We start from the raw sequence: 19,265 nt of genomic DNA, 5'->3' as shown, positions 1-19,265 counted from the left end.
ATGCCGCCCTACGCCCTGCTCGACAACCCGGTCCGCCGCTACGACTGGGGCTCCCGCACCGCCGTCCCCGCCCTCACCGGCACCGCACCCGACGGCACCCCGCAGGCCGAACTGTGGATGGGCGCCCACCCCTCCGCGCCGTCCCGGGTGGACGGACGGCCGCTCGACGCGCTGATCGCCGCCGACCCGGACGGCCTGCTCGGGCCCGGCACCGTACGGCGGTTCGGCCCGGCGCTGCCGTTCCTGTTCAAGGTGCTGGCCGCCGACCGGGCACTCTCCCTCCAAGTCCACCCGAGCCGCGCCCAGGCCGAGGCCGGCTACGCCGACGAGCAGGCCCGGGGGATTCCCGTGGACGCCCCGGAGCGGGTGTTCAGGGACCGCTCCGCCAAGCCCGAACTGCTGTGCGCGCTGGGCGACTTCGAGGCCCTCTGCGGCTTCCGCCCGGCGGCCGGCACCGCCCGGCTGCTGGACGCCCTCGGCGTGCTGGCCCCCTGGTCCGCCGCCCTGCGCGAGCGGCCCGCCGCCGAGGCGCTGCCCGTCCTGCTCCGGCAGGCGCTGGCCGCCGACGGCTCCCAGCTCGCCGCCGACGGCTCCCGACTCGCCGCCGTCACCGCGGCGCTGCACCGTACGGCGGCCGCCGGCGGCCGCTACGCCAAGACCTGCGCCGCTTACGCCCGGCTGGCCGACGAGCACCCCGGCGACCCGGGGCTGCTCGCCGCGCTGCTGCTCAACCACGTCCGGCTCCGCACCGGGCAGGCGCTGTACCTGGACGCCGGGGTGCCGCACGCCTATCTCCGTGGCACCGGTGTGGAGTTGATGGCCAATTCGGACAACGTGCTGCGCTGCGGGCTCACCAACAAGCACGTCGACGTGGACGGACTGCTGGCCGTCACGTCCTTCCGCGCCGCCGGGCCGGTCCGCCGCACCGCCCGCCCACTGAACGACGTGGAGGCCGAATTCCGCTCCCCCGCAAGGGAGTTCCGCCTCTCCCGGCTCCGGCCGTCGGCGGCCCCGTACCGCGTCGAACTGCCCACCCCGCAGATCCTGCTGTGCGTCGCGGGCCACGCCCGACTGCACTCCCCCGGCTTCCCCGGCCTGGACCTGCCCCGGGGTGCCTCCGCCTACCTGCCCCCGGGAGCCGGACCGGTCGAACTGACTGGCCCGGGCGCGGAGTTCTTCCGCGCCACCACGGGCGGCTGGGTCCCGGTCCGAGCTTCAGACGACGGGTGTCCTCAGGCGGGCAGCGGGTGGCCGAACAGCAGGTCGTAACCTTCCGGCAGCTGCTCGACGACCCGGTCGACCACGTCCCCCGGGACGAGGTCGGCCACGGTGCTCAGCACCGCCCCGATGTCCCACTGCGCCGTCGCCGTGGTAGCGCCGTCGATCCAGCCCACCACGGCCTCCACGAAGCGCTCGGCGGTCAGCGGTTCCGCGGCGGGTCCGGCGGCCCGGAGCAGCGAGGCGTACGTCCCGGGCAGCGCGTCGGCGATCTCCATCCGCTCCGCGCCCACCAGGTGCTCACCGAGCAGCCCGAGCACGACCCGGGAGGCGTGGTCCGCCTCCGCCGCGCCCCGGTACTCGCCGCGTTCCACGACGCGGGCGAGGAAGTCCTCCGAGGAGATGGTCATCGCGTCCTCCTTCCGGCCTGCGGGGCCGGGCCGGGCCGGCGGCGATGGGTCCGGAGGGGCCGCCTCATCGCAGCCCGTGACCGCCGGGGGACGTACCGGCTCCCGTGCTGCTCAGGGTACTGCGATCCGGCCTTGGCGATACCCGCCGATCCGGCCGGGGGCCCGGTCCCGAACGCAACCTTGACGACGGGCGCCGCGGGACGCGAGGGGCCGGCACGGGAGGGAGGTGCCACGGGGCGGGGGCGTCGCGGGAGGGGATGCCGGGGCGGGGCCGGAGGCCGGACCGACGGATCGACGCCGTTGTCGATCACGCCGCCGGCCCGCGCCGTCACCGGCACGGGAGCCCACGGGTGGGCGGGGTCAGCCCGCCGAGGTGCGGCACCGGCGGCGCGGGCCCCGCGGCGAGCCCACCCCGCCACCGAACCCGGCCGGCATGCGCGGCACCGACCCCGGTGCCGTCGGCCTCGCGCCGGCAGCGCCGGCAGCGGCGGCAGCGGCGGCAGCGGCGGCAGCGGCAGCAGCAGCGGCTCTGCCGACGGCCCGGCCGTCGCCACGCCCCGTGTCCGGAGCCGCACCAGCCTCCGAGACCGACATAAACGCCGACAGAAAACGCCGCTCGTTCTGGCTGAGTTTGCGCGAACGCCCGGATTCCTGGTCCCGCGCGACCACCACGGTCCGCGCCCGCATAAATGTCAGCGGATCACGGCAGACATTCACCTCGACGTGCGCGGAACTCCGTCCGAGGTGTTTCACGGTGAGCCGCACCGACAATGGCTCGGGGCGGTGGTGCAACTGCTCCAGGTAATCGATTTCATGTCGGGCGATAATGAATCCTGACGAAAACAGCGATTGCCGGACGGCGGTCGCGTGGTGCCGGAGCAGGTCGTGAATCCCCTCCTGGATGTAGCCGACCAGCCGGGCGTTGTTGATGTGCCCGTTCTCGTCGACGTCGCTCCACCGGGTGGGGCAGGACAGCACGTGCACGCCCGGGTGCAGCGCGCTCACTGCTGCGTCAGCCCGGCGCCGGCGCCGGTGGGGAGCAACGCCCGCTGCAACCTGGCGTAATAGCCGGACTGTTCGGCCGCCATCCGGGCCGCCGTCCAGCCCTCCTCGGCGGCCTCGGCGGCCGCCTGGACGACCAGGCTGTCGAGCATCATGTCGACCGACCGGCAGAGTTCGGCGACCGCGGCGAGCCGTTCGGTGACGTCCGCCGCACCGGCCGCGTTCCGGGCGGGAAAGGCCGCCAGCGAGTCGACCGCGAGCTGCAGATCGTCGATGGCGTCCGACCGGCTTTCCTCCGGGGAATTCCGCATGCTTTTCTCCAGGACCAATTCGAGCCATTACGGCCCGGTAACTGACGTTCGAATACACCCTGATCGGTGTCGGCCCCCCGACGGCTTCGACGCTATCCCAGTCGGCGCGGGTCCGCAGATGGTTTTCGGACCACGACGGGAAACTGACTTCCATTGGAGTAGTTTGCCGGGGTACACAATATGCCCCATCAGCCGAACGCGGTAAGCAGAACGGGTGGTATCGCCGACCCGCCGAGCAAGATCGACTACGGTCCGTCACGAATCTGCTACCAGCCGCCCCACCAGCGCGCCTTGTACAGGTGGGTGCCGCGCAGCGTCCGCGCACCCTCCGGCCGGTGCAGCCGGATCACCGAGGTGCACCAGTCGCAGGCCGCGGAGTGATCGGGCGCCACCGTGAGCAGCCGTCCCGTCCCGGGCTCGTCGCCGATGCTCTTGACGTCCCGCTCGGCGGCGGGATCGGCCAGCCGTACGGCCGTGAAGCGGTCGGAGGCCGGGTCGTAGCGCCACAGGCCCCGCAGGGTGCTCAGCCAGAACCGGCCCGGCTCCGCCAGCACCGGCGCGAGGTCGTGGCCGCCCCGGCCCGGCAGCGGGGCGGTGCGGACCTCGGTCAGCGTCGGCGCGGCCGGCGAACCGCCCACCCGCAGCCCGACCAGCGCCTCGTCACCGAGCACCCAGAGCAGCCCGGACCGGCCGTCCCAGAGCACCCCGTGCGCGCCGGGCAGCCCGAACTCCGCGTACGCCGTTGCACGCGGCCCCTGCGAGGCCGCGTACAGCCGCACCCAGCCGGCCGCGGCCACCACCGCGACATCGCCGTCCGGCAGCAGCTCCATGCTGTGCGGGTTGACCCCGGGGCCCAGGTCCGCGGCCCAGTACGTCCGGCCGGTGGCGGTCTCCACCACGGCGGCGAGCCCGCCACTGGCGGTGGTCAGCAGGTAGCGGCGGCCCTGCCGGATCCGGCTCTTCGCCTCGTCCACCAGCGACCAGCTGCGGTCCACGGCGAGATCGGCGAGGTCCGGCGCCCGGTCCGCGCTCCAGGACCACACCACCGGCAGCCGGTCCGGGCCCTGGTAGGCCATCAGTTCCTCGGCGCTCTGCAGCACGAACACCCGCCGGGAGCCCTGGTCGGCGACCACCACCTGCCAGCCCGGCCGCCCCGCCTCCGCCCGGCCGGCGGGCACGCAGCACAGCAGGGCCAGGCACAGGGCGGACAGCATTCGCATCGGCACGCCCCCACGGTGGCCGCTCCCGCACCGCCCCGCACCACGACTCGGCCGAACGGAGCCGCACCCGGCACGGCCCTCAGTGCCCGCGCAATGCCGGGATCCGAGCAACCGACCAGCCGCCCGGTCAGACCTCCAACAGGTCCAGCACCCGCATCCAGTCGTACGACCCCGGTGTGAACTCCGCGATCCGCACGCCCATCCGCCGCAGCCTGGTCAGGCTCTCCTCGTACGCCGGATGCGCCGCCTGGGCCGCACTCAGGCACGGCTGAACGGCGACCGGGATCCCCCACCCGTACGTCTCGCACAGGATCCCCAGCGCGAGCGTGTCCGAGATCCCGGCGCTCCACTTGTTGATCGTGTTGAAGGTGGCGGGCGAGACGACGAGGGCATCCGGATCCGGCAACGGCCGAGGATCCCCCGGCTTCCGCCAGGCGGAGCGGATCGGGAAGCCCGTCTGCTCCTCGACCGCATCCACATCGATGAACCCCATCGCGAGCGGAGTCGCCACCACCCCCACCTCCCACCCCCGCCGCTGCGCAGCGGCCACCAACTCCCCCACCCCACCGGCCACTCCCGCCGCACACACCACCACGTACAGCATCGGCATCGCCCGCACTCCCCTCTCCACTTAGCGGCCCACCACCAGATCCGCGTGCACAGTCTTCCCGAACGCCCCGACGGAGACCCCCCAACGCCCGCCCGTCACACGGCCGAGCCACCGTCGCCCACCGGAATCAGCGGCGGGCCGCCGACAGTAGCCGTGCCCGCCCCGGACCGCCCGCGCCTGCGGTGCCGCAGGCGCGGGCGAGGAGCAAGCGCGCCCGGCCGTGGAGGAGTTCGACGCGCTGGATTGTCCGGCCCGGCGGCACCATGAACCCCGGGGAGTGGGCGGCGTCAGGTCGGTATCCGTGCCGGGGTGACCACGGAGGACGGTGAGCAGCGCGGGGAGGTGCGGCAGACGGTCAGCGGCCGGGGGTTGAGGCCGTCGAGGACCTGGACGGACCACAGCACCGGGTAGCTGCCGCCACAGATCCCGCAGGTCGGCGGCGGTGGCGGGGTGAAGCCCTCGGGTGCCGGGCCGAAACCTGGCGGTACGGCGGGTGGCGCGGGCATCGGGGCGATGGTCGGCATCGGCGGAACGGCCGGCATCGGCGGGACAGCCGGCGGCGCGGACGGCACCGGCGGCGCGGACGGCACCGGCGGCGCGGACGGCACCGGCGGCGCGGACGGCACCGGCGGCACCGGAGGCGGAACCGCGCCCCACACCGCCAGTCCCGCCACCAGCGCCTCGAAGTCGTACCCGCACTCCCCGCAGGTGATCAGGGCCCCCTCCGTCCGCATCTCCCCGCAGCCCGGGCAGAACGTCACCGGGTGCTCGTCGACCTCGGTGCTCTCGCAGCGCGAGCAGATGAAGTCGGGTTCGACCTTGCGGTGTTGGAGGAACGCCCCGAAGAGCTGGAAGGGGCTGACCTCACCGTCCTTGCCGTGCGTCGCGTGCACGACGGAGGTGATCATCTTCAGTCGGCGTCGCCGTTCCCGCATCCGCTGGAGGTCCAGGTTGACGACCTTGGTCTGCCGACAGTCCCGGCAGGTACACAGGGTCCGTACGGGCAGTCGGGAGCGGATCGCGAACTGCCGGTACAGGAACTCGAAGGCCGGGCGTTGTTCGCCGCCGACCCGCACGTTCACCACGCCGCAGCCGACCGCCGCGACGCTCCCCTCGACCGCTGCGGCCAACTGCGCGACCTCGGCGCCGAGTTGCTCCGGCACGCCGTCCGGTCGGCGACTCATCAGCACCGGGATCGCCAGCAGGCCCATGAGGGCACCCCGGTCCAGGGCGACGGCGCCCTCCCGGGACTGGAAGACGACGCCCTGGACCCCGCCCCACAGGGACGGTCCGGTGGCCCGGGGCGCGCCGGAAAGTCGGTCGTTGACGAGAGCGGTGACGCCGCCGACCACCCGCTGACCGGTCTGGTGGTGCCGGGCCAGCGCGTCCGCCTGGGGCGCCCGGGCCCACCAACGGGGTTGGGGGAAGCCGGCCGCCGCGTCGGGGTCGAGGCCGGTCAGCGCCTGGTCCAGGGCCAGCAGCGCGCTCTGGTAGGCCGTCACGTACGGGGCCTGCACGCCCAGGGCGACCACCGAGACGGCGCGGTCGGTCATGTGCAGCGACACCGTGGTGCCGTGGTCGAGGTCCGCGGCGAACCGCAGCCGCGCCGCCAGCGGGACTTCGTCGGGCAGCAGCATCGCCGAGCGGACGGCCGAGCCGCGCCGGGCCTCCACCACGGTGGCCAGCTCCGCGGTGACCTGGAACCCGAGCGAGCGCAGCGCCTCCACGGCGGCGCCCCGGACACGTCCGGCGTCGGCCCGGACGCGGCGCTCGGCGTCGAGGGTGATCGAGGCCAAGACTCCTCCGTGGGGCTGGAATTCGGTACGGGACGACCGCACGACGCGACGCTACCTACGGTACGGCCGAACGACGGTGCGGGAGTCTAGTCAGGGACGACCGCACCCCGCACGAGGAATCGCCGGATCGACTGCCCCACCCCGGCCCGAACGCGCCGCGCCCGCCCCGTACCTGGAGGCCGGGGGCGGGCGGGGCGGGCAGGCGTCGGGGGCGTCAGCCGATGGTCGAGCCGGTGACCGGCTCGGACAGCTCGACGGTCTTGCCGTTCGCCCCGGTCTTGACGAACTGCCAGGTGAGGCCGTTGATCACGCCCTTGTCGAGCGGGGCGAGCTTGGCGAATGCGGGCTGGCTGAGATCGATGTGGGTGGAGTCGCAGGACGGACACTGGTCCTTCACCGGCACGGTGATGGTCTTGCCCTGGTAGCTCACCTTGACCGAAATGCCCTTGCACAGCGGGTCGTTGTTGGGGTTGGCCGAGGTCCACCAGGAGTGCGGGACGGCGACCAGCAGCTGGTCGGCGGCGTTGATCCGGGTGCCGCAGGCGCCGTAGCCGGCGTCGTTGTAGTAGGTGGCCTTGCCGGTGATCGGCTTGTTGAGCGGTATCGCGGCGCTGGCGGAGCCGGCCGTGAGGGCGATGAGGGCGGCGGCGGCGAGCGGGGCGCCCGCGAGGATCCTGAGGTTCTTGCCGATGGCGCGCATGGTTCGTTCCCTCCGGTTCGTCGGTGCCGGGACAGTCATGGGCATGACAGGCAGAAGTCGCCGAAGCCGCAGTGCAGTTCGGCGGTCCGATCCGACCCGGTGCCCACCCGGTGAAGGGAACGTATGCGTTCCACCTCGGCGTGGTCCAGACCTCCCCGGTGTTGCCATGAACACAAGTCAAGAACCTTTACCAACGCGGCCGAAGGGGCGAAGATGCGTGACCACCCCGCCACGGAGGGTGTTGAACAGGCTGTCACCCCCGCCCGCTCCGGAGGCCCGCCCCATGCGCACCGCACTCGCCGCCCTGCTCCTCGGCGCCGTCCTGACCCCGGCCCTGGCCGCTGCGGCGCCGGCCGCCGCGACCCAGCGCGAGGCGACCCAGCGCGAGGCGACCCAGCGCGAGGCGACCCGACGTGAGGTGAACCAGCGTGAGGTGAACCAGGGCTACAGCATCCCGGTCGGCGGCGTCACCGACCTCGGCGCACTGCCCGTCCTCGGCAGCCTCGGACTGGACTTCGCCCACCTGCTCGGCCAGTAACCCTCCCCGGCCCCGGTCCGGTTGGCGAAGACCACCGACCGGGACCGCCCACCCGGGTTAGGCTCGACCCGCGCGGCCCGCCGCCCGCGCTGCCGACCTAGGGGGGAACGCGTGATCGGGGACCTGCTGCCGGACGCCGTGGTGACCGAAGTGGCCTACGACGACCCGCCCGAGGCGCGGCTGGAGCCCGCCGAGGAGGCGGCCGTCGCCCGGGCCGTGGACAAGCGCCGCCGCGAGTTCACCACCGTCCGCCACTGCGCCCGCACCGCCCTGACCCGCCTCGGCGTTCCGTACCGCCCGCTCGTCCCTGGCCTGCGCGGCGCACCGAGCTGGCCGGAGGGCGTGGTCGGCAGCCTCACCCACTGCGACGGCTTCCGCGCGGCCGCCGTCTCCCGGGCCGGCACCCTGGCCTCGCTCGGCATCGACGCCGAACCCGCGCTGCCGCTCCCGGAGGGCGTCCTCGAATCCGTCGCCCTGCCCGTCGAGCAGCAGCGGCTGACCGCGCTCACCGCCGCACAGCCGGCCACGCCGTGGGACCGGATCCTGTTCAGTGCCAAGGAGTCCGTCTACAAGGCCTGGTTCCCGCTGACCGAACTCTGGCTGGACTTCCACGAGGCCGAACTCGACCTCTCCCCCGATGGCACCTTCACCGCCCGGCTGCTGGTCCCCGGCCCGGTGGTCGGCGGCCGCCGGCTGGACGGCTTCGACGGCCGCTGGGCGGTGCGCGACGGACTGCTCGCCACCGCGATCGCCGTCGAGCCGTGAGCGTCGAGCCGTAGCTGCGGAGCCGAAGCCGAAGCCGTCGAACCGTAGCCGTTGATCATCCCGTCGCAACCGTTCGTCACCCGGCGGTTCGCCGCCCGGGCATATCCTCGACCCCGTGACGGTGACCTATGTGATCGACGGCAACGGGATCGGCAGCCTGGAGGACTTCTGGGACGTGGTCGGGCGGGAGATCGGCGTCGACGGCTACTTCGGCCGCAACCTCGACGCCTTCGCCGACTGCCTGAGCGGCGGGTTCGGCACGCCCGAGGACGACGACTACGTCATCGAGTGGCGCCACCACGAGGCCTCCCGCCGCAGCCTCGGCTACCCGGAGACGGTCCGCCAGCTGGAGCGCCGGCTCGCCGGCGCCCACCCCGAGAGCCGCGCGTACGTCGCCGCCGAGCTGGCCGCGGCCAAGGCGGGCAAGGGGCCGACGGTCTACGACTGGCTGGTCGACATCATCGAGGAGCGGCACCCCGGCGGCCTCCGCCTGCTCTGACCCGCGTGGTCCGGCCGGGCGGGGTGTGACCCCATGCGGTGGACCCCGCGTGGTGGCCCCCGCCCGGCGTGACGCGCCGGGAACTCCCGCGGACTCCCGGGGGGGCTACAGCACGTCGGACAGCCGGACGAACCGCCGCCCCGCCGCGAGCAGCCCCGGCAGTGCCGCGGTGAACCCGGCGGCGGTGCCCCGGCCCGGCTGGTTCATGTGCCCGATGACGATCGCCCCCGGCGGCGCCGACGCCACCTCCCGCCGCACCTCGGCGGCCGGCATCGTCGCGCCGCCGTCCCCGTTCACGGTGAACCCGGCGATGCGTTCGCCCAGGTCGGCGACCACCCGGACGGCGACGTCGTCGTAGTACGCGGTGCCGGAGCGGAAGAACCGCGGCGGGCGCCCGAGCAGCTCGGTCAGCTTGCGGGCGTTGCCCGCCACCTCGTCGTACACCTCGCCGACCCCGCTCGTACCGGCGATCCCCTCCGCCGAGCGGCCGGTCACCGAGAGCGGACGGTGCACGGTGCCGTGGTTGCCGATCTCGAACAGCCGGTCGGCGGCGAGTTGTTCGAAGATCTGCGGATTGGCGTCGATCCAGCGGGCGTTCAGGAACAGGGTGGCCGGGACGGAGTGCGCGCGCAGGAAGTCGATCAGGTCGGCGTCGTAGCGGCTCCCGCCGGGCCCCCCGCAGGCGTCGAAGGTGAGCGCCATGGCCTGCTCGCCCTCCGGCAGCCCGGTGACCACCCCGGGGAGGTCCAGACCCCACGCGGTCGGCGCCACGGCCCCGTAGCGCCGGACCAGCTCCGCCCGGCCTGGCTCCCGAGGGGCGGCGGACCCGGCGGCGGAGGGCGCGGCCGACGGCGTGTCCGAAGGAGTGCCCGAAGGAGTGGCCGAAGGAGTGGCCGAAGGAGTGGCCGAAGGAGTGGCCGAAGGAGTGGCCGAAGGAGTGGCCGACGGCGAGGCCGACCCGGCCGCCGGGGCCGCCCCGCCCCCCGCCACCTCCCGTCCCGCCCGGCACCCCGCCAGCGCGCCCCCGGCCACCACCGCCGTCAGCAGAACCCGCCGACTCAGTGCCACATCAGCCTCCAGACCGACCCGTCGCCACCTGTCATGCCAACCGGCACATGACTATGAACCGACCGATCGTCACTCAGCGCAACTTGCCCCGCTCGTGCCCCGGTCCCCTTTCACCGGCCCGCCCCACCCCGGTGGGCCCCGCCTCACCCGGGGTTCACCCCCCGGGGTAGGCGTGCCGACGGATCCGCCCGCCCCAGCCCGGAGGCCCCGATGCCCGCCGACCCCACCCCGCCCGTCCGGCCCGAGCGCCCCGCCGAGCCACCGAACCCCAGCAAGCCGCCGAACCCCGCCCGCCGCGACCTGCTCCGCACCGGCCTCGCCACCGGCGCCGCCACCGCCACCGCCCTCGGCCTCGGCCTGGCCGCGAGCGCCGCCACCGCCGGCTCCGCCTCGGCCGCCCCGAGCCAAGGCCCCAGCCAGGGCCGAGGCCAGGGCCCGGACCGCGGCGACCGCACCCTCACCCTCACCGGACACCTCCCCACCGGCGCCCCCGACTTCGTCCACCTCCCGGTCGAGGTCCCCGAGGGCGTCCGCGAGATCGCCGTCTCCTACGGCTACGACAAGCCGCAGGTCCCGGCCGGCACCCCCGGCAACTCCTGCGACATCGGCATCTTCGACGAGCGCGGTACCGACCTCGGCGGGGACGGCTTCCGCGGCTGGTCCGGCGGCTTCCGCACCGAGTTCGCGCTCGCCCGCGACTCCGCCACCCCCGGCTACCTCCCCGGCCCGATCAACCCCGGCACCTGGCACGTCGTCCTGGGCCCGTACCAGGTCGCGCCGCAGGGCCTGGAATACCGCGTCCAGGTCACCCTCCGGTTCGGCGAGCCCGGGCCGGAGTTCACCCCGCACTACCCGCCGGAGCGGGCCCGCGGCCGCGGCCGGGCCTGGTACCGCGGCGACTGCCACCTGCACACCGTGCACTCCGACGGGCGCCGCCTGCCCGAGGAGGTGGCCGCCGGGGCCCGCGCGGCCGGCCTGGACTTCATCGTCTCCACCGACCACAACACCAGCTCCTCGCACGCCCTCTGGGGCCCGCTGGCCGGCCCCGACCTGCTGATCGTCCCCGGCGAGGAGGTAACCACCCGCAACGGCCACTGGCTGGCCCTCGGCCTGGAGGCGGGCCAGTTCGTCGACTGGCGCTACCGCTCCCGCGACGAGGAGTTCCCGCGCTTCGTCCGCCAGGTCCACCGCTCCGGCGGCCTGGTGGTACCCGCGCACCCGTACTGCCCGTACGTGGCCTGCCAGTGGAAGTTCGGCTACGACCAGGCCGACGCCGTCGAGGTGTGGAACGGGCCCTGGACGTACGACGACGAATCGGCCGTCGACACCTGGGACTCCCAGCTCGCCGCGGCCCTGCGAGGCGGCGGCCGCGGCGGTGGATCCGGCCGAGGATCAGGCGGCGGATCCGGCCGCCGCTCCTGGCGGCCCGCGATGGGCAACAGCGACGCCCACAGCGCGCCGCAGGTCATCGGTCTGCCGCACAACGTGGTCCTCGCCGAGGACCTCACCCGGGACGCCGTCCTGGACGGCCTGCGCGCCGGGCGCAGCTGGCTGGCCGAGTCCGCCGCCGTCCAGCTCGACCTCACCGCCACCGGCCACGGCCGCCAGGCGGGCATCGGCGAGGAGCTGACCGTCCCCGCCGACGCCCCGGTGGACGTCCGGCTCAGCGTCTCCGGCGTGCCCGGCGGCACCGTCCGCCTGATCACCGACGAGGGCCAGATGCACCAGGAGTCGCTGTCCGCCGACGGCTCCGGCACGGTCGTCTGGCGCACCACCGCCTCGCTCGCCGGCTACGTCCGCGCCGAGGTGCGCCACCCCAGGGCCGACGGCACGCCCGGCAAGGGCAACACGATGGGCGCGGACCTCCCCTGGGGCCCGATGGCGGCCCTCACCAACCCGATCGTGCTGCGTACCGACGAGCACTGAGCACGCCCGCCGACCCGCCCACGGGCCGGGAGGGGGACGACTCGGGGCACCCGTTTGGACTAGGTTGATCCCCGAAACGCATCAGTCGTGGGGACGAGGCGGTCGGCTGTCCGCATCCGGGCCGACCGGCTCCTTCGCACTCCCACCGCCTCGCCCCGGCTGCCCGTCCGTACCCGTCCCGTCCCCGGCCCGCGAAGGGATCAGCAGCTGTGAACCGTACGACCGTAGGTGGGCCGGAGCTCGGGGGCGGCCGGGGGGCCGGGGGCGTCCTCGTCCTCGTCGACCCCACCGGGGCCGCCGGCGAACGAGGGGGCGGCAGCCGGGTCGCGGCGCTGCTCGCCCAGGAGCTGCGCCCCAGCGTCCACCTCCGGACGGACGACTTCCTCCAGGTCATCCGCAACGGCCGGCTGCCGGACGGGCTCCCCGAGACGGCCCGCCAGCACGCCACCGCCCTCGCGGCCACCGCCCAGGCCGCCTTCGCCTACGCCACCGGCGGCTACCAGGTCGTCGTCGAGTGCACCGAGCCCCCGGCCACCCTCGACACCTTCCGCCGCGAGAGCCGCGCCACCGGCGCCGCCCTCCACCACGTCGTCCTCACCACCACACCCCCCACCACGCCGCACGAGCTCGACACCACCCCCCTCACCCCCGAAACCACCGCCGAGTCCCTCCTGGCCGCCCTCACCACCCGCACCCACCTCCTCGGCTGGTAGCGGCCGCTGCGGGTGCGGGTGGCGTCAGACGCCCACCACGCCGTCGACGGCCTCGCGGAGGAAGTCCGCGTGGCCGTTGTGCCGGGCGTACTCGTGGATCAGGTGGAGCATCACCAGGCGCAGCGAGACCTCGGCCTGCCAGCGCGGCTGGTAGCCGGTCACGTCGAGCGACGGGGCGGCCAGCTCGATGCGGCGGGAGTGCTCGACCTCGGCCCGCCAGGCGGCGAAGGCCTCGGCGCGGGTGGCGCCGGTGGTGTCGTAGGCCACCTGGTAGTCGTCCTCGGACCAGACCAGCGGGACGTCCTCGCCGTCGATCACCCGGCGGAACCAGGTGCGCTCCACCTCGGCCATGTGGCGCACCAGCCCGAGCAGGCTCAGCGTGGACGGCGGGCTGGAGCGCAGGCGCAGCTGTTCGTCGGTGAGGCCCTCGCACTTCATGGCGAGGGTCGCCCTGTGGTAGTCCAGGAACTGACGCAGCATGTCGCGCTCGCCGCCGGTCAGTGACGGTACGGGACGGTCTTCGGTGCTCATCGGTCGGTCGCTCCTCCGGTTCGGGTTCCCGGCTGGTTCGGGTTCCCGGCTGGTTCGGATGCCCGACCGGTTCGGGTTCCCAGCTGGTTCGGACACCCGGCGGACTCTAGCGAACCGGCGCCCGCCGGACACCGCGTTTTCCGGCGCCACCGCCGGCCGCCGCCCGGCTGCCACCGCCCGCCGCCGCGTCACGTCGACCCCGAACCCGGGCGGTCACGTACCGTGTTCGGACCGCCACCGGTTTGGGTACGTACCTCGGCGCGCCCGACCGCCGGGCGCCCACCGAGCAGGAGACCCGACCACCCATGGACCACAACCACATCCCCCCGACGGTCCGCCGGACGTACGGCGCCGATGACCTCGCCAAGGCTGCCAGCTTCGCCGGCGGATTCATCAACTTCGGTGACTGGCACGGGATCGACCTCACCGCCCCGTCCCCCGAGGACCGGGTGCACAGCCAGGAGCAGCTCTACCGCCGGGTGCTGAACACCTTCCCCGAGCCGCGCGAGCAGCTGCGTCTGGCCGAGGTCGGCTGCGGCCGCGGGCTCGGCGCGGCCCTCGCGCTACGGGAGTTCCGCTTCGCCTCCGTCACCGGCATCGACATCCACCCCGACCAGATCGAACGCGCCCGCGCCGTCAACGCCCGGGCCCTGGCCACCTACCCCGACCGGCTCGCCTACACCCTCGGCTCGGCCGACCGACTCCCATTCGCCGACGGCCACCTGGACGGCCTGTACTCCGTCGAAGCCGCCCAGCACTTCCGCGAACTCACCACCTTCGCCCGCGAGTCCGCCCGGGTCCTGCGCCCCGGCGGCCGCCTCGCCGTCACCACCTTCTTCGCCGCCCCCGGCCCCGAGGTCGCCGAACGCCTCAAGATCCTGCTCGCCAGCTTCGCCGACGGCCTCGACGTCGCCCACCCCCTCGACGCCTTCACCACCGACCTCACCGGCGCCGGCTTCACCGACATCACCGCCCGCTCCATCGGCGCCGACGTCTGGCCCGGCCTCGACCGCTACCTCACCGACACCGTCCCGCCCGCCCACTGGAGCCGCAACTTCCTCCCCGCCTGGCGCGACGGCCTCCTCGACTACCACCTCGTCACCGCCACCCGCGCCTGACCCGGCCACCCGTCGGACAGGCCCGAGCCCCGGCGCGCGACGGCCGCGACCTGACGGGCCGCCCGGAGGTGGGCGGCCCGTCAGGTCGCGGGGGCCCGGTCCGGCCCTGGTGAGTCGTCGGTCAGGGTGCCAGGCCGTCCGGATGCCGCCAGCTCACCAGGCGGGCCCCGTCCGGCGGGGCGTCCAGGACGTCCTGCCCGAAGACCCGGTTGATCGAGGTGCCGCCGTTCAGCGAGATGTCGGCCCCGTAGACGTGCAGCGAGACCGCCCGCCCGGTGCCGCCGTTGGACACCCGGTGGATGTCCTCGTCCGGCGGCGCGAGCAGCTGCACCCGGCCCGCGGAGCAGGTGGTCCGGCCGGACGGCACCAGCACCCGGCGGCCGGAGCGGGGCATCCGCCACAGCCGGTACGCCTCGTCCACCTCCACGCCCTCCAGCACGCCGGAGACGCACCAGGCGAGGTGGTCGTGGATCGGGGTGGCCTGCCCGGGCAGCCAGGTCAGGGCCACCACGGAGTGGGTCCGCCCGGCGTGCAGCAGCCGCTGGGCGTAGCCGGCGGTGTCACCGGCGCACAGGTCCGCGGGGACGATCAGCCCGGCGCGCAGGTACTTGCGCAGGGTGTCCGCGGTGAGCTGGGCGGTCAGGACGTCGGCGGCGGCGTAGCGATCGAGGTCGGACAGGAACTCGTCGAGGTTGGAACCCGTCGTCATGGCTACCGCCCCGCCCCGGTGAGCGCGTGGACCTCCAGCTGCGCGAAGGATCGTCCGTCCGCGTCCTCGTCCCGGCGGCGACGGCCGCCGGCGAGCGAGCCGAGGACGGCGGCGGCGAAGCCGATCGGGATCGAGATGACCCCGGGGTTCTGCAGCGGGACCGGCGCGGTGGTGGTGCAGGAGATCAGCGCCGTGGCGTTGCCGACCTCCTTGCTGGCCGCCGGCACACCGCAGTCCTTCGCCTGGGCGGCCGTCAGCTTCACGGCGGGGACAGTGGCGCTGGCGCCGCCCCAGCAGATCGGGGAGAGCAGCACCAGGCCGATCGCGCTGACCAGGCCGGCGTAGATGCCGCACTTGGCGCCGAAGGTGGTGAAGCGCCGCCAGAACAGGGTCAGCAGGATGGCGGGCAGGTTGGCCGAGGCCGCGATGGCGAAGGCCAGCGCCACCAGGAACGCCACGTTGAGGTCCCGGGCGAAGATCGACAGGGCGACCGCGACGGCGCCGATGACCACGGCGGCGATCTTCGCGGTGATCAGCTCCTGCCGCTCGGTGGCCCGGCCCTTGCGGATCACGCTGGCGTACAGGTCATGGGCGAACGAGGACGAGGAGGTCAGGGTGAGCCCGGCGACCACCGCCAGGATGGTGGCGAAGGCGACCGCCGCGATGAAGGCCAGCATCAGTGAGCCGCCGGTGGTGCCGGCGCCGCCGCCCAGGTGCTCGGCCAGCAGGGTCGCGGCGGTGTTGCCGGACGGGTCCTTCTCCTTGATCGTCGCCGTGCCGACCAGCGCGGCCGCGCCGAAGCCCAGCACCAGGGTCATCAGGTAGAAGACCCCGATGATGCCGATCGACCAGTTGACCGACTTGCGGGCGTCCCGGCCGGTGGGAACGGTGTAGAAGCGGACCAGCACGTGCGGCAGCGCCGCGGTGCCCAGCACCAGCGCGGTGCCCAGGCTGACCAGGTCGAGCTTCGACCAGCCGTCGGTCGCCCCGTACTTCAGGCCGGGCTGGAGGAAGGCGTCGCCCTTCTTGGAGGCCGCCGCGGCGTCCCCGAGCAGGTGGCTGACGTTGAACCCGTACTTCGCCAGCACCCACACCGTCATGGTGGCCGCGCCGGCGATCAGCAGCACCGCCTTGACGATCTGCACCCAGGTGGTGCCCTTCATCCCGCCGACCACGACGTAGACGATCATCAGGGCACCGACCCCGACGATGGTCCACACCTGCGCGGCGCTGCCCTTGACGTCGAGCAGCTGCCCCACGATCGTGGCCGCACCGACCATCTGCGCGATCAGGTAGAAGATCGATACCACGATGGTCGACACGCCCGCGGCGGTCCGCATCGGCCCGCTTCGCAGCCGCGCGGCGAGCACGTCGGCCATGGTGAACCGCCCGGTGTTGCGCAGCAGTTCGGCCACCAGCAGCAGCGCGACCAGCCAGGCCACCAGGAAGCCGATCGAGTACAGGAAGCCGTCGTACCCGGCCAGCGCGATGATCCCGGCGATGCCGAGGAAGGAGGCCGCGGACAGGTAGTCGCCCGAGATCGCGATCCCGTTCTGCAGCGCGGAGAACTCGCCGCCGCCCGTGTAGAAGCCGCCGGTGCCCCGGGTGCTGCGCCGGGCCCACAGGGTGATGACCAGGGTCACCGCCACCAGGGCCACGAACAGGCCGATGGTCAGGCCCTTGTTCGACGTCGACGTCGACGCCGCCTGTGCCGCCTGTGCCGTCGCGGCGGCGGCGTGGGAAAGGTGCTGTGTCATGCCTTGATCTCCGTCGGCTCCTGGTCACCCTCGCGGCGACCGGAGGCCGCCGCCTTCCGCAGCGCCGCCGCCAGCGGGTCCAGCCGCCGGGCGGCGAACCGGCCGTAGGCCATGGCGATGGCGAAGGTTGAGACGAACTGCAGCAGTCCGAAGACCAGGGCCACGTTGACGTGCCCGGCGATCTTGGTCGCCATGAACCCACGGGCGTAGGCGGAGCAGAGGACGTACGCCAGGAACCAGAGCAGGAACGCCGCCGTCACGGGGAAGACGAACCTGCGGTAGGTGGAGCGTAGTTCGGTGAATCTCGGATCGTCGCCGATCCAGGGTGTGTCACCGCGCGACGACGCGGCCGGGTCAGTCATGTGGGTCCTTCGGAACGGTGCGGAACTTGCCGGTGGCCCGACCGTAGAAGTGCCCGGTAGACAAGTGATCAACGCGCGATCACCGGCGCCCCGGCCCTACTCATCTCAGCGCGTCGGCTCCGACAAGGGCTTCGAGCTGCTCTTCCACCGCCTGGTGGAGGAGGCCGCCGCCCGCGGGGTACGGGCCGTCCACTACGCCCTGGGCAGCGAGCAGGCCAAGGCGTTCCGCGGCGCCGTGGCCACCGACCAGCACTGCTTCCTTCGTCGGCTGCCCTGAGGCGCGTGTCCGCTACTTCTGCCAGCCGATGGTCTCGGGCAGCGGGCTGTAGAAGATGGTGGCGCCGACGTTGGCGAGGCCCTTCCGGATGCCGTAGGTGGAGGGGCCGCTGTAGAGCGGCAGGAAGGCGTACTGCTGGAGGGCCTGCTGCTCGACCTTGTTGACGGCCGCGGTCTGCTGGCCGAGGTCGGCGATCTGGCCGGTGGCGCGGATCTCCTGGTCGAGTGCGGGGGTGCCGGCTCCGGTGATGTTGGAGTCGCGGTCCGAGCAGTAGAAGTCGCACAGGTAGCGCGCGCCGAAAGGGTCCGTCGAGCGGTTGCCGGAGATGAACAGGTCGAAGCGGCGCTCGCTGAGCACCTTGGAGAAGTCGTTCTCGGAGACCTTGTTGACGTCCAGCTTCACGCCGACGGCCTTGAGCATCGCGGTGAAAGCCCCGGCGGTGGCCTTCTCGATGGGGTCGTCGCCGAGGAGGGTGTAGCCGAGTTCGAGCTGCTTGCCGTCCTTGGCGCGGATGCCGTCGGCCCCGGGCTTCCAGCCGGCCGCGTCCAGGGTCTTCCGAGCCTCCTGGGGGTCGTACTTCAGAACGGCCGCGACGTTGTCCTGGTAGCCCTGCTGGAAGCTGTAGAGCACCGCGGAGCCGGGCAGCGGCTCGGTGTAGTCGAGGCCCTGGAACCGGATCTTCGCTATCTGCGCGCGGTCGATGCTCTCCTGCACCGCCTTGCGGACCTGTATGTCACCGAGGAGCGGGGACTTGGCGTTGAGGTACAGCGAGTACTCGAAGGGACTGCCGCCGCTGCGGATCTCCGCGTCCTTGACCGCCCTCACCTGCTTGAGGTTCTCCGCGTCCACGGCGGAGGTGTAGTCCAGCTCGCCGTTCTTGAAGGCGTTGATCGAGGCGGCGCTCTCCAGGTTGACGTAGACGCGCTTGTCGAGCTTGCCCTTCCTGCCCCACCAGTTGGGGTTGCGCACGAAGGTGATGTTGCCCGAATGGGCGTCCCAGGTGCCCACGGTGTACGGGCCGGTGCCCCACTCGGGGTGGGCCGTCTTCACGTACGCCTTGTTGAAGTTGTCGACGGTGGCGGCCTCGGGGTGCAGGAAGGTGGTGAACAGCGCAGACCAGGAGGCGTTGACGCCCTTGAAGGTGATGACCGCCTGCCTGTCGTCCGTGCCCCGGGTGACGGAGGTGATGCGGTCGTAGCCGTCGGTGGAGTTGGCCGCGTAGTCCTTGTTCGAGCCGTTGTTGGCCTTCCAGGTGGCCTCGATGGCCCGCCAGTCGATGGGGGTCCCGTCGTTGAACACGGCCTCGGGGTTGAGGGTGATGACGACCTTCTGGTCACCGCCCTCGACGGAGACCTTCACGTCGCTGTAGTAGTCCGGGTTGTACTGCACCTCGCCGGTGGGCGAGTAGGTGATGGCGTCGGCGTTGTACCAGGACCAGATCCGCAGGGCGTTCAGGGTGCCGTTGACGTTGAAGGGGTTGCCCTGTTCGTCGAAGGTGCCCGCGGTGGTGTAGGTGCCGCCGTCCTTGATGTTCTCGTACGGCTGGGGGTTGTAGTCGGTGACCGAGGACGCGACGCCGGCGGCGTTCTGGGCGTTCGGCCCGGCGGAGCCGGATGAGGACGAGGACGGGGACGACGAGGAGCACGCCGTGGCGGCGACCGAGACGGCGGCGACGAGCGCGAGGGGCGGGACGAACTTCCTGAGCATGGGGTGTCCTTGGTGGGAATCGGCGGGA

The 19,265-nt window shown here is 73.2% G+C and carries 21 protein-coding genes; 8 read left to right on the top strand and 13 right to left on the bottom strand.

The window, feature by feature from the left end:
- A complete protein-coding gene (gene manA, locus ACZ7BZ_RS23195; protein WP_470359947.1) occupies nt 1–1,269 on the top strand; it encodes a mannose-6-phosphate isomerase, class I in 1,269 nt (422 codons plus the stop codon).
- Here the strand turns inward: manA and ACZ7BZ_RS23190 are convergent.
- The 7 genes from ACZ7BZ_RS23190 to ACZ7BZ_RS23160 form a co-directional block, all read right to left on the bottom strand.
- Nucleotides 1,233–1,628 (bottom strand): DUF2267 domain-containing protein, encoded by a 396-nt coding sequence (locus tag ACZ7BZ_RS23190; RefSeq protein WP_380460839.1) that lies wholly within the window; start codon nt 1,626–1,628, stop codon nt 1,233–1,235. The genes manA and ACZ7BZ_RS23190 overlap by 37 nt on opposite strands.
- A gap of 360 nt (nt 1,629–1,988) precedes the next feature.
- Nucleotides 1,989–2,633: an acyl-CoA thioesterase gene (locus ACZ7BZ_RS23185; protein WP_470359946.1), complete on the bottom strand. Its 645-nt coding sequence runs from the start codon at nt 2,631–2,633 to the stop codon at nt 1,989–1,991.
- Nucleotides 2,630–2,941, bottom strand: coding sequence for a hypothetical protein (locus ACZ7BZ_RS23180; RefSeq protein WP_470359945.1), 312 nt, complete (start codon nt 2,939–2,941; stop codon nt 2,630–2,632). The genes ACZ7BZ_RS23185 and ACZ7BZ_RS23180 overlap by 4 nt, the downstream gene beginning before the upstream one ends.
- A gap of 266 nt (nt 2,942–3,207) precedes the next feature.
- Complete coding sequence (locus ACZ7BZ_RS23175) at nt 3,208–4,161, bottom strand: DUF6528 family protein (RefSeq protein ID WP_470359980.1); 954 nt, start codon at nt 4,159–4,161, stop codon at nt 3,208–3,210.
- Between the two features lie 127 nt (nt 4,162–4,288).
- Entirely contained in the window at nt 4,289–4,771 is a 483-nt protein-coding gene (locus ACZ7BZ_RS23170) for a flavoprotein (protein WP_470359944.1), read from the bottom strand.
- Between the two features lie 287 nt (nt 4,772–5,058).
- Nucleotides 5,059–6,567, bottom strand: coding sequence for a hypothetical protein (locus tag ACZ7BZ_RS23165; protein ID WP_470359943.1), 1,509 nt, complete (start codon nt 6,565–6,567; stop codon nt 5,059–5,061).
- Between the two features lie 214 nt (nt 6,568–6,781).
- Nucleotides 6,782–7,267, bottom strand: a complete 486-nt coding sequence (locus ACZ7BZ_RS23160) for a cysteine/serine endopeptidase inhibitor (RefSeq protein WP_380460854.1) — start codon at nt 7,265–7,267, stop codon at nt 6,782–6,784.
- 283 nt (nt 7,268–7,550) lie between these two features.
- On the opposite strand from ACZ7BZ_RS23160, the gene ACZ7BZ_RS23155 reads away from it, so the two are divergent.
- The 3 genes from ACZ7BZ_RS23155 (at nt 7,551) to ACZ7BZ_RS23145 (ending at nt 9,069) form a co-directional block, all read left to right on the top strand.
- Nucleotides 7,551–7,805, top strand: a complete 255-nt coding sequence (locus ACZ7BZ_RS23155) for a hypothetical protein (protein WP_470359942.1) — start codon at nt 7,551–7,553, stop codon at nt 7,803–7,805.
- Nucleotides 7,806–7,916: 111 nt separating this feature from the next.
- The gene (locus tag ACZ7BZ_RS23150) at nt 7,917–8,570 is read left to right on the top strand and encodes a 4'-phosphopantetheinyl transferase family protein (protein WP_470359941.1); all 654 of its coding nucleotides are present in this window, start codon (nt 7,917–7,919) and stop codon (nt 8,568–8,570) included.
- Nucleotides 8,571–8,685: 115 nt separating this feature from the next.
- Nucleotides 8,686–9,069: a barstar family protein gene (locus ACZ7BZ_RS23145; RefSeq protein WP_470359940.1), complete on the top strand. Its 384-nt coding sequence runs from the start codon at nt 8,686–8,688 to the stop codon at nt 9,067–9,069.
- A 105-nt stretch (nt 9,070–9,174) separates the two neighbouring features.
- Here the strand turns inward: ACZ7BZ_RS23145 and ACZ7BZ_RS23140 are convergent, their stop codons facing one another.
- A complete protein-coding gene (locus ACZ7BZ_RS23140; protein WP_470359939.1) occupies nt 9,175–9,840 on the bottom strand; it encodes a polysaccharide deacetylase family protein in 666 nt (221 codons plus the stop codon).
- Between the two features lie 507 nt (nt 9,841–10,347).
- On the opposite strand from ACZ7BZ_RS23140, the gene ACZ7BZ_RS23135 reads away from it, so the two are divergent.
- Complete coding sequence (locus ACZ7BZ_RS23135) at nt 10,348–12,063, top strand: CehA/McbA family metallohydrolase (protein WP_470359938.1); 1,716 nt, start codon at nt 10,348–10,350, stop codon at nt 12,061–12,063.
- Nucleotides 12,064–12,272: 209 nt separating this feature from the next.
- Nucleotides 12,273–12,776 (top strand): hypothetical protein, encoded by a 504-nt coding sequence (locus tag ACZ7BZ_RS23130; RefSeq protein WP_380460866.1) that lies wholly within the window; start codon nt 12,273–12,275, stop codon nt 12,774–12,776.
- 24 nt (nt 12,777–12,800) lie between these two features.
- Here the strand turns inward: ACZ7BZ_RS23130 and ACZ7BZ_RS23125 are convergent, their stop codons facing one another.
- Nucleotides 12,801–13,307, bottom strand: a complete 507-nt coding sequence (locus ACZ7BZ_RS23125; protein WP_470359937.1) for a DinB family protein — start codon at nt 13,305–13,307, stop codon at nt 12,801–12,803.
- Nucleotides 13,308–13,612: 305 nt separating this feature from the next.
- Between ACZ7BZ_RS23125 and ACZ7BZ_RS23120 the strand changes: the two genes are divergently transcribed.
- The gene (locus ACZ7BZ_RS23120) at nt 13,613–14,425 is read left to right on the top strand and encodes a class I SAM-dependent methyltransferase (protein ID WP_470359936.1); all 813 of its coding nucleotides are present in this window, start codon (nt 13,613–13,615) and stop codon (nt 14,423–14,425) included.
- A gap of 121 nt (nt 14,426–14,546) precedes the next feature.
- Here ACZ7BZ_RS23120 and ACZ7BZ_RS23115 read toward each other — a convergent pair whose 3' ends face one another.
- Genes ACZ7BZ_RS23115 through ACZ7BZ_RS23105 form a run of 3 tightly spaced genes read right to left on the bottom strand, consistent with a single transcriptional unit; the run spans nt 14,547 to nt 17,253 of the window.
- On the bottom strand, nt 14,547–15,134 hold the full coding sequence (locus tag ACZ7BZ_RS23115; protein WP_470359935.1) for a cysteine dioxygenase family protein: 588 nt from the start codon (nt 15,132–15,134) through the stop codon (nt 14,547–14,549).
- 2 nt (nt 15,135–15,136) lie between these two features.
- Nucleotides 15,137–16,891 carry a solute symporter family protein gene (locus tag ACZ7BZ_RS23110; protein WP_470359934.1) on the bottom strand — a complete coding sequence of 585 codons (1,755 nt, stop codon included), beginning with the start codon at nt 16,889–16,891 and terminating at the stop codon, nt 15,137–15,139.
- Nucleotides 16,888–17,253 carry a DUF485 domain-containing protein gene (locus ACZ7BZ_RS23105; protein WP_470359933.1) on the bottom strand — a complete coding sequence of 122 codons (366 nt, stop codon included), beginning with the start codon at nt 17,251–17,253 and terminating at the stop codon, nt 16,888–16,890. Before ACZ7BZ_RS23105 ends, ACZ7BZ_RS23110 begins: the two co-directional genes overlap by 4 nt.
- 49 nt (nt 17,254–17,302) lie before the next feature.
- On the opposite strand from ACZ7BZ_RS23105, the gene ACZ7BZ_RS23100 reads away from it, so the two are divergent.
- Complete coding sequence (locus ACZ7BZ_RS23100) at nt 17,303–17,530, top strand: hypothetical protein (RefSeq protein WP_470359932.1); 228 nt, start codon at nt 17,303–17,305, stop codon at nt 17,528–17,530.
- 12 nt (nt 17,531–17,542) lie between these two features.
- Here ACZ7BZ_RS23100 and ACZ7BZ_RS23095 read toward each other — a convergent pair whose 3' ends face one another.
- Complete coding sequence (locus ACZ7BZ_RS23095) at nt 17,543–19,237, bottom strand: ABC transporter family substrate-binding protein (protein WP_470359931.1); 1,695 nt, start codon at nt 19,235–19,237, stop codon at nt 17,543–17,545.
- Between the last annotated feature and the right edge of the window lie 28 nt (nt 19,238–19,265).

This window comes from Kitasatospora sp. NPDC036934, assembly GCF_055608425.1.
This window is presented reverse-complemented; position numbering and strand designations above follow the sequence as displayed.

Excerpts from the sequence above, each read along its gene's own strand:
- manA (WP_470359947.1), top strand. The coding sequence starts at position 1 with ATGCCGCCCTACGCCCTGCTCGACAACCCGGTCCGCCGCTACGACTGG.
- ACZ7BZ_RS23190 (WP_380460839.1), bottom strand. The coding sequence starts at position 1,628 with ATGACCATCTCCTCGGAGGACTTCCTCGCCCGCGTCGTGGAACGCGGC.
- ACZ7BZ_RS23180 (WP_470359945.1), bottom strand. The coding sequence starts at position 2,941 with ATGCGGAATTCCCCGGAGGAAAGCCGGTCGGACGCCATCGACGATCTG.
- ACZ7BZ_RS23175 (WP_470359980.1), bottom strand. The coding sequence starts at position 4,161 with ATGCGAATGCTGTCCGCCCTGTGCCTGGCCCTGCTGTGCTGCGTGCCC.
- ACZ7BZ_RS23170 (WP_470359944.1), bottom strand. The coding sequence starts at position 4,771 with ATGCCGATGCTGTACGTGGTGGTGTGTGCGGCGGGAGTGGCCGGTGGG.
- ACZ7BZ_RS23160 (WP_380460854.1), bottom strand. The coding sequence starts at position 7,267 with ATGCGCGCCATCGGCAAGAACCTCAGGATCCTCGCGGGCGCCCCGCTC.
- ACZ7BZ_RS23155 (WP_470359942.1), top strand. The coding sequence starts at position 7,551 with ATGCGCACCGCACTCGCCGCCCTGCTCCTCGGCGCCGTCCTGACCCCG.
- ACZ7BZ_RS23135 (WP_470359938.1), top strand. The coding sequence starts at position 10,348 with ATGCCCGCCGACCCCACCCCGCCCGTCCGGCCCGAGCGCCCCGCCGAG.
- ACZ7BZ_RS23125 (WP_470359937.1), bottom strand. The coding sequence starts at position 13,307 with ATGAGCACCGAAGACCGTCCCGTACCGTCACTGACCGGCGGCGAGCGC.
- ACZ7BZ_RS23120 (WP_470359936.1), top strand. The coding sequence starts at position 13,613 with ATGGACCACAACCACATCCCCCCGACGGTCCGCCGGACGTACGGCGCC.
- ACZ7BZ_RS23115 (WP_470359935.1), bottom strand. The coding sequence starts at position 15,134 with ATGACGACGGGTTCCAACCTCGACGAGTTCCTGTCCGACCTCGATCGC.
- ACZ7BZ_RS23110 (WP_470359934.1), bottom strand. The coding sequence starts at position 16,891 with ATGACACAGCACCTTTCCCACGCCGCCGCCGCGACGGCACAGGCGGCA.
- ACZ7BZ_RS23105 (WP_470359933.1), bottom strand. The coding sequence starts at position 17,253 with ATGACTGACCCGGCCGCGTCGTCGCGCGGTGACACACCCTGGATCGGC.
- ACZ7BZ_RS23095 (WP_470359931.1), bottom strand. The coding sequence starts at position 19,237 with ATGCTCAGGAAGTTCGTCCCGCCCCTCGCGCTCGTCGCCGCCGTCTCG.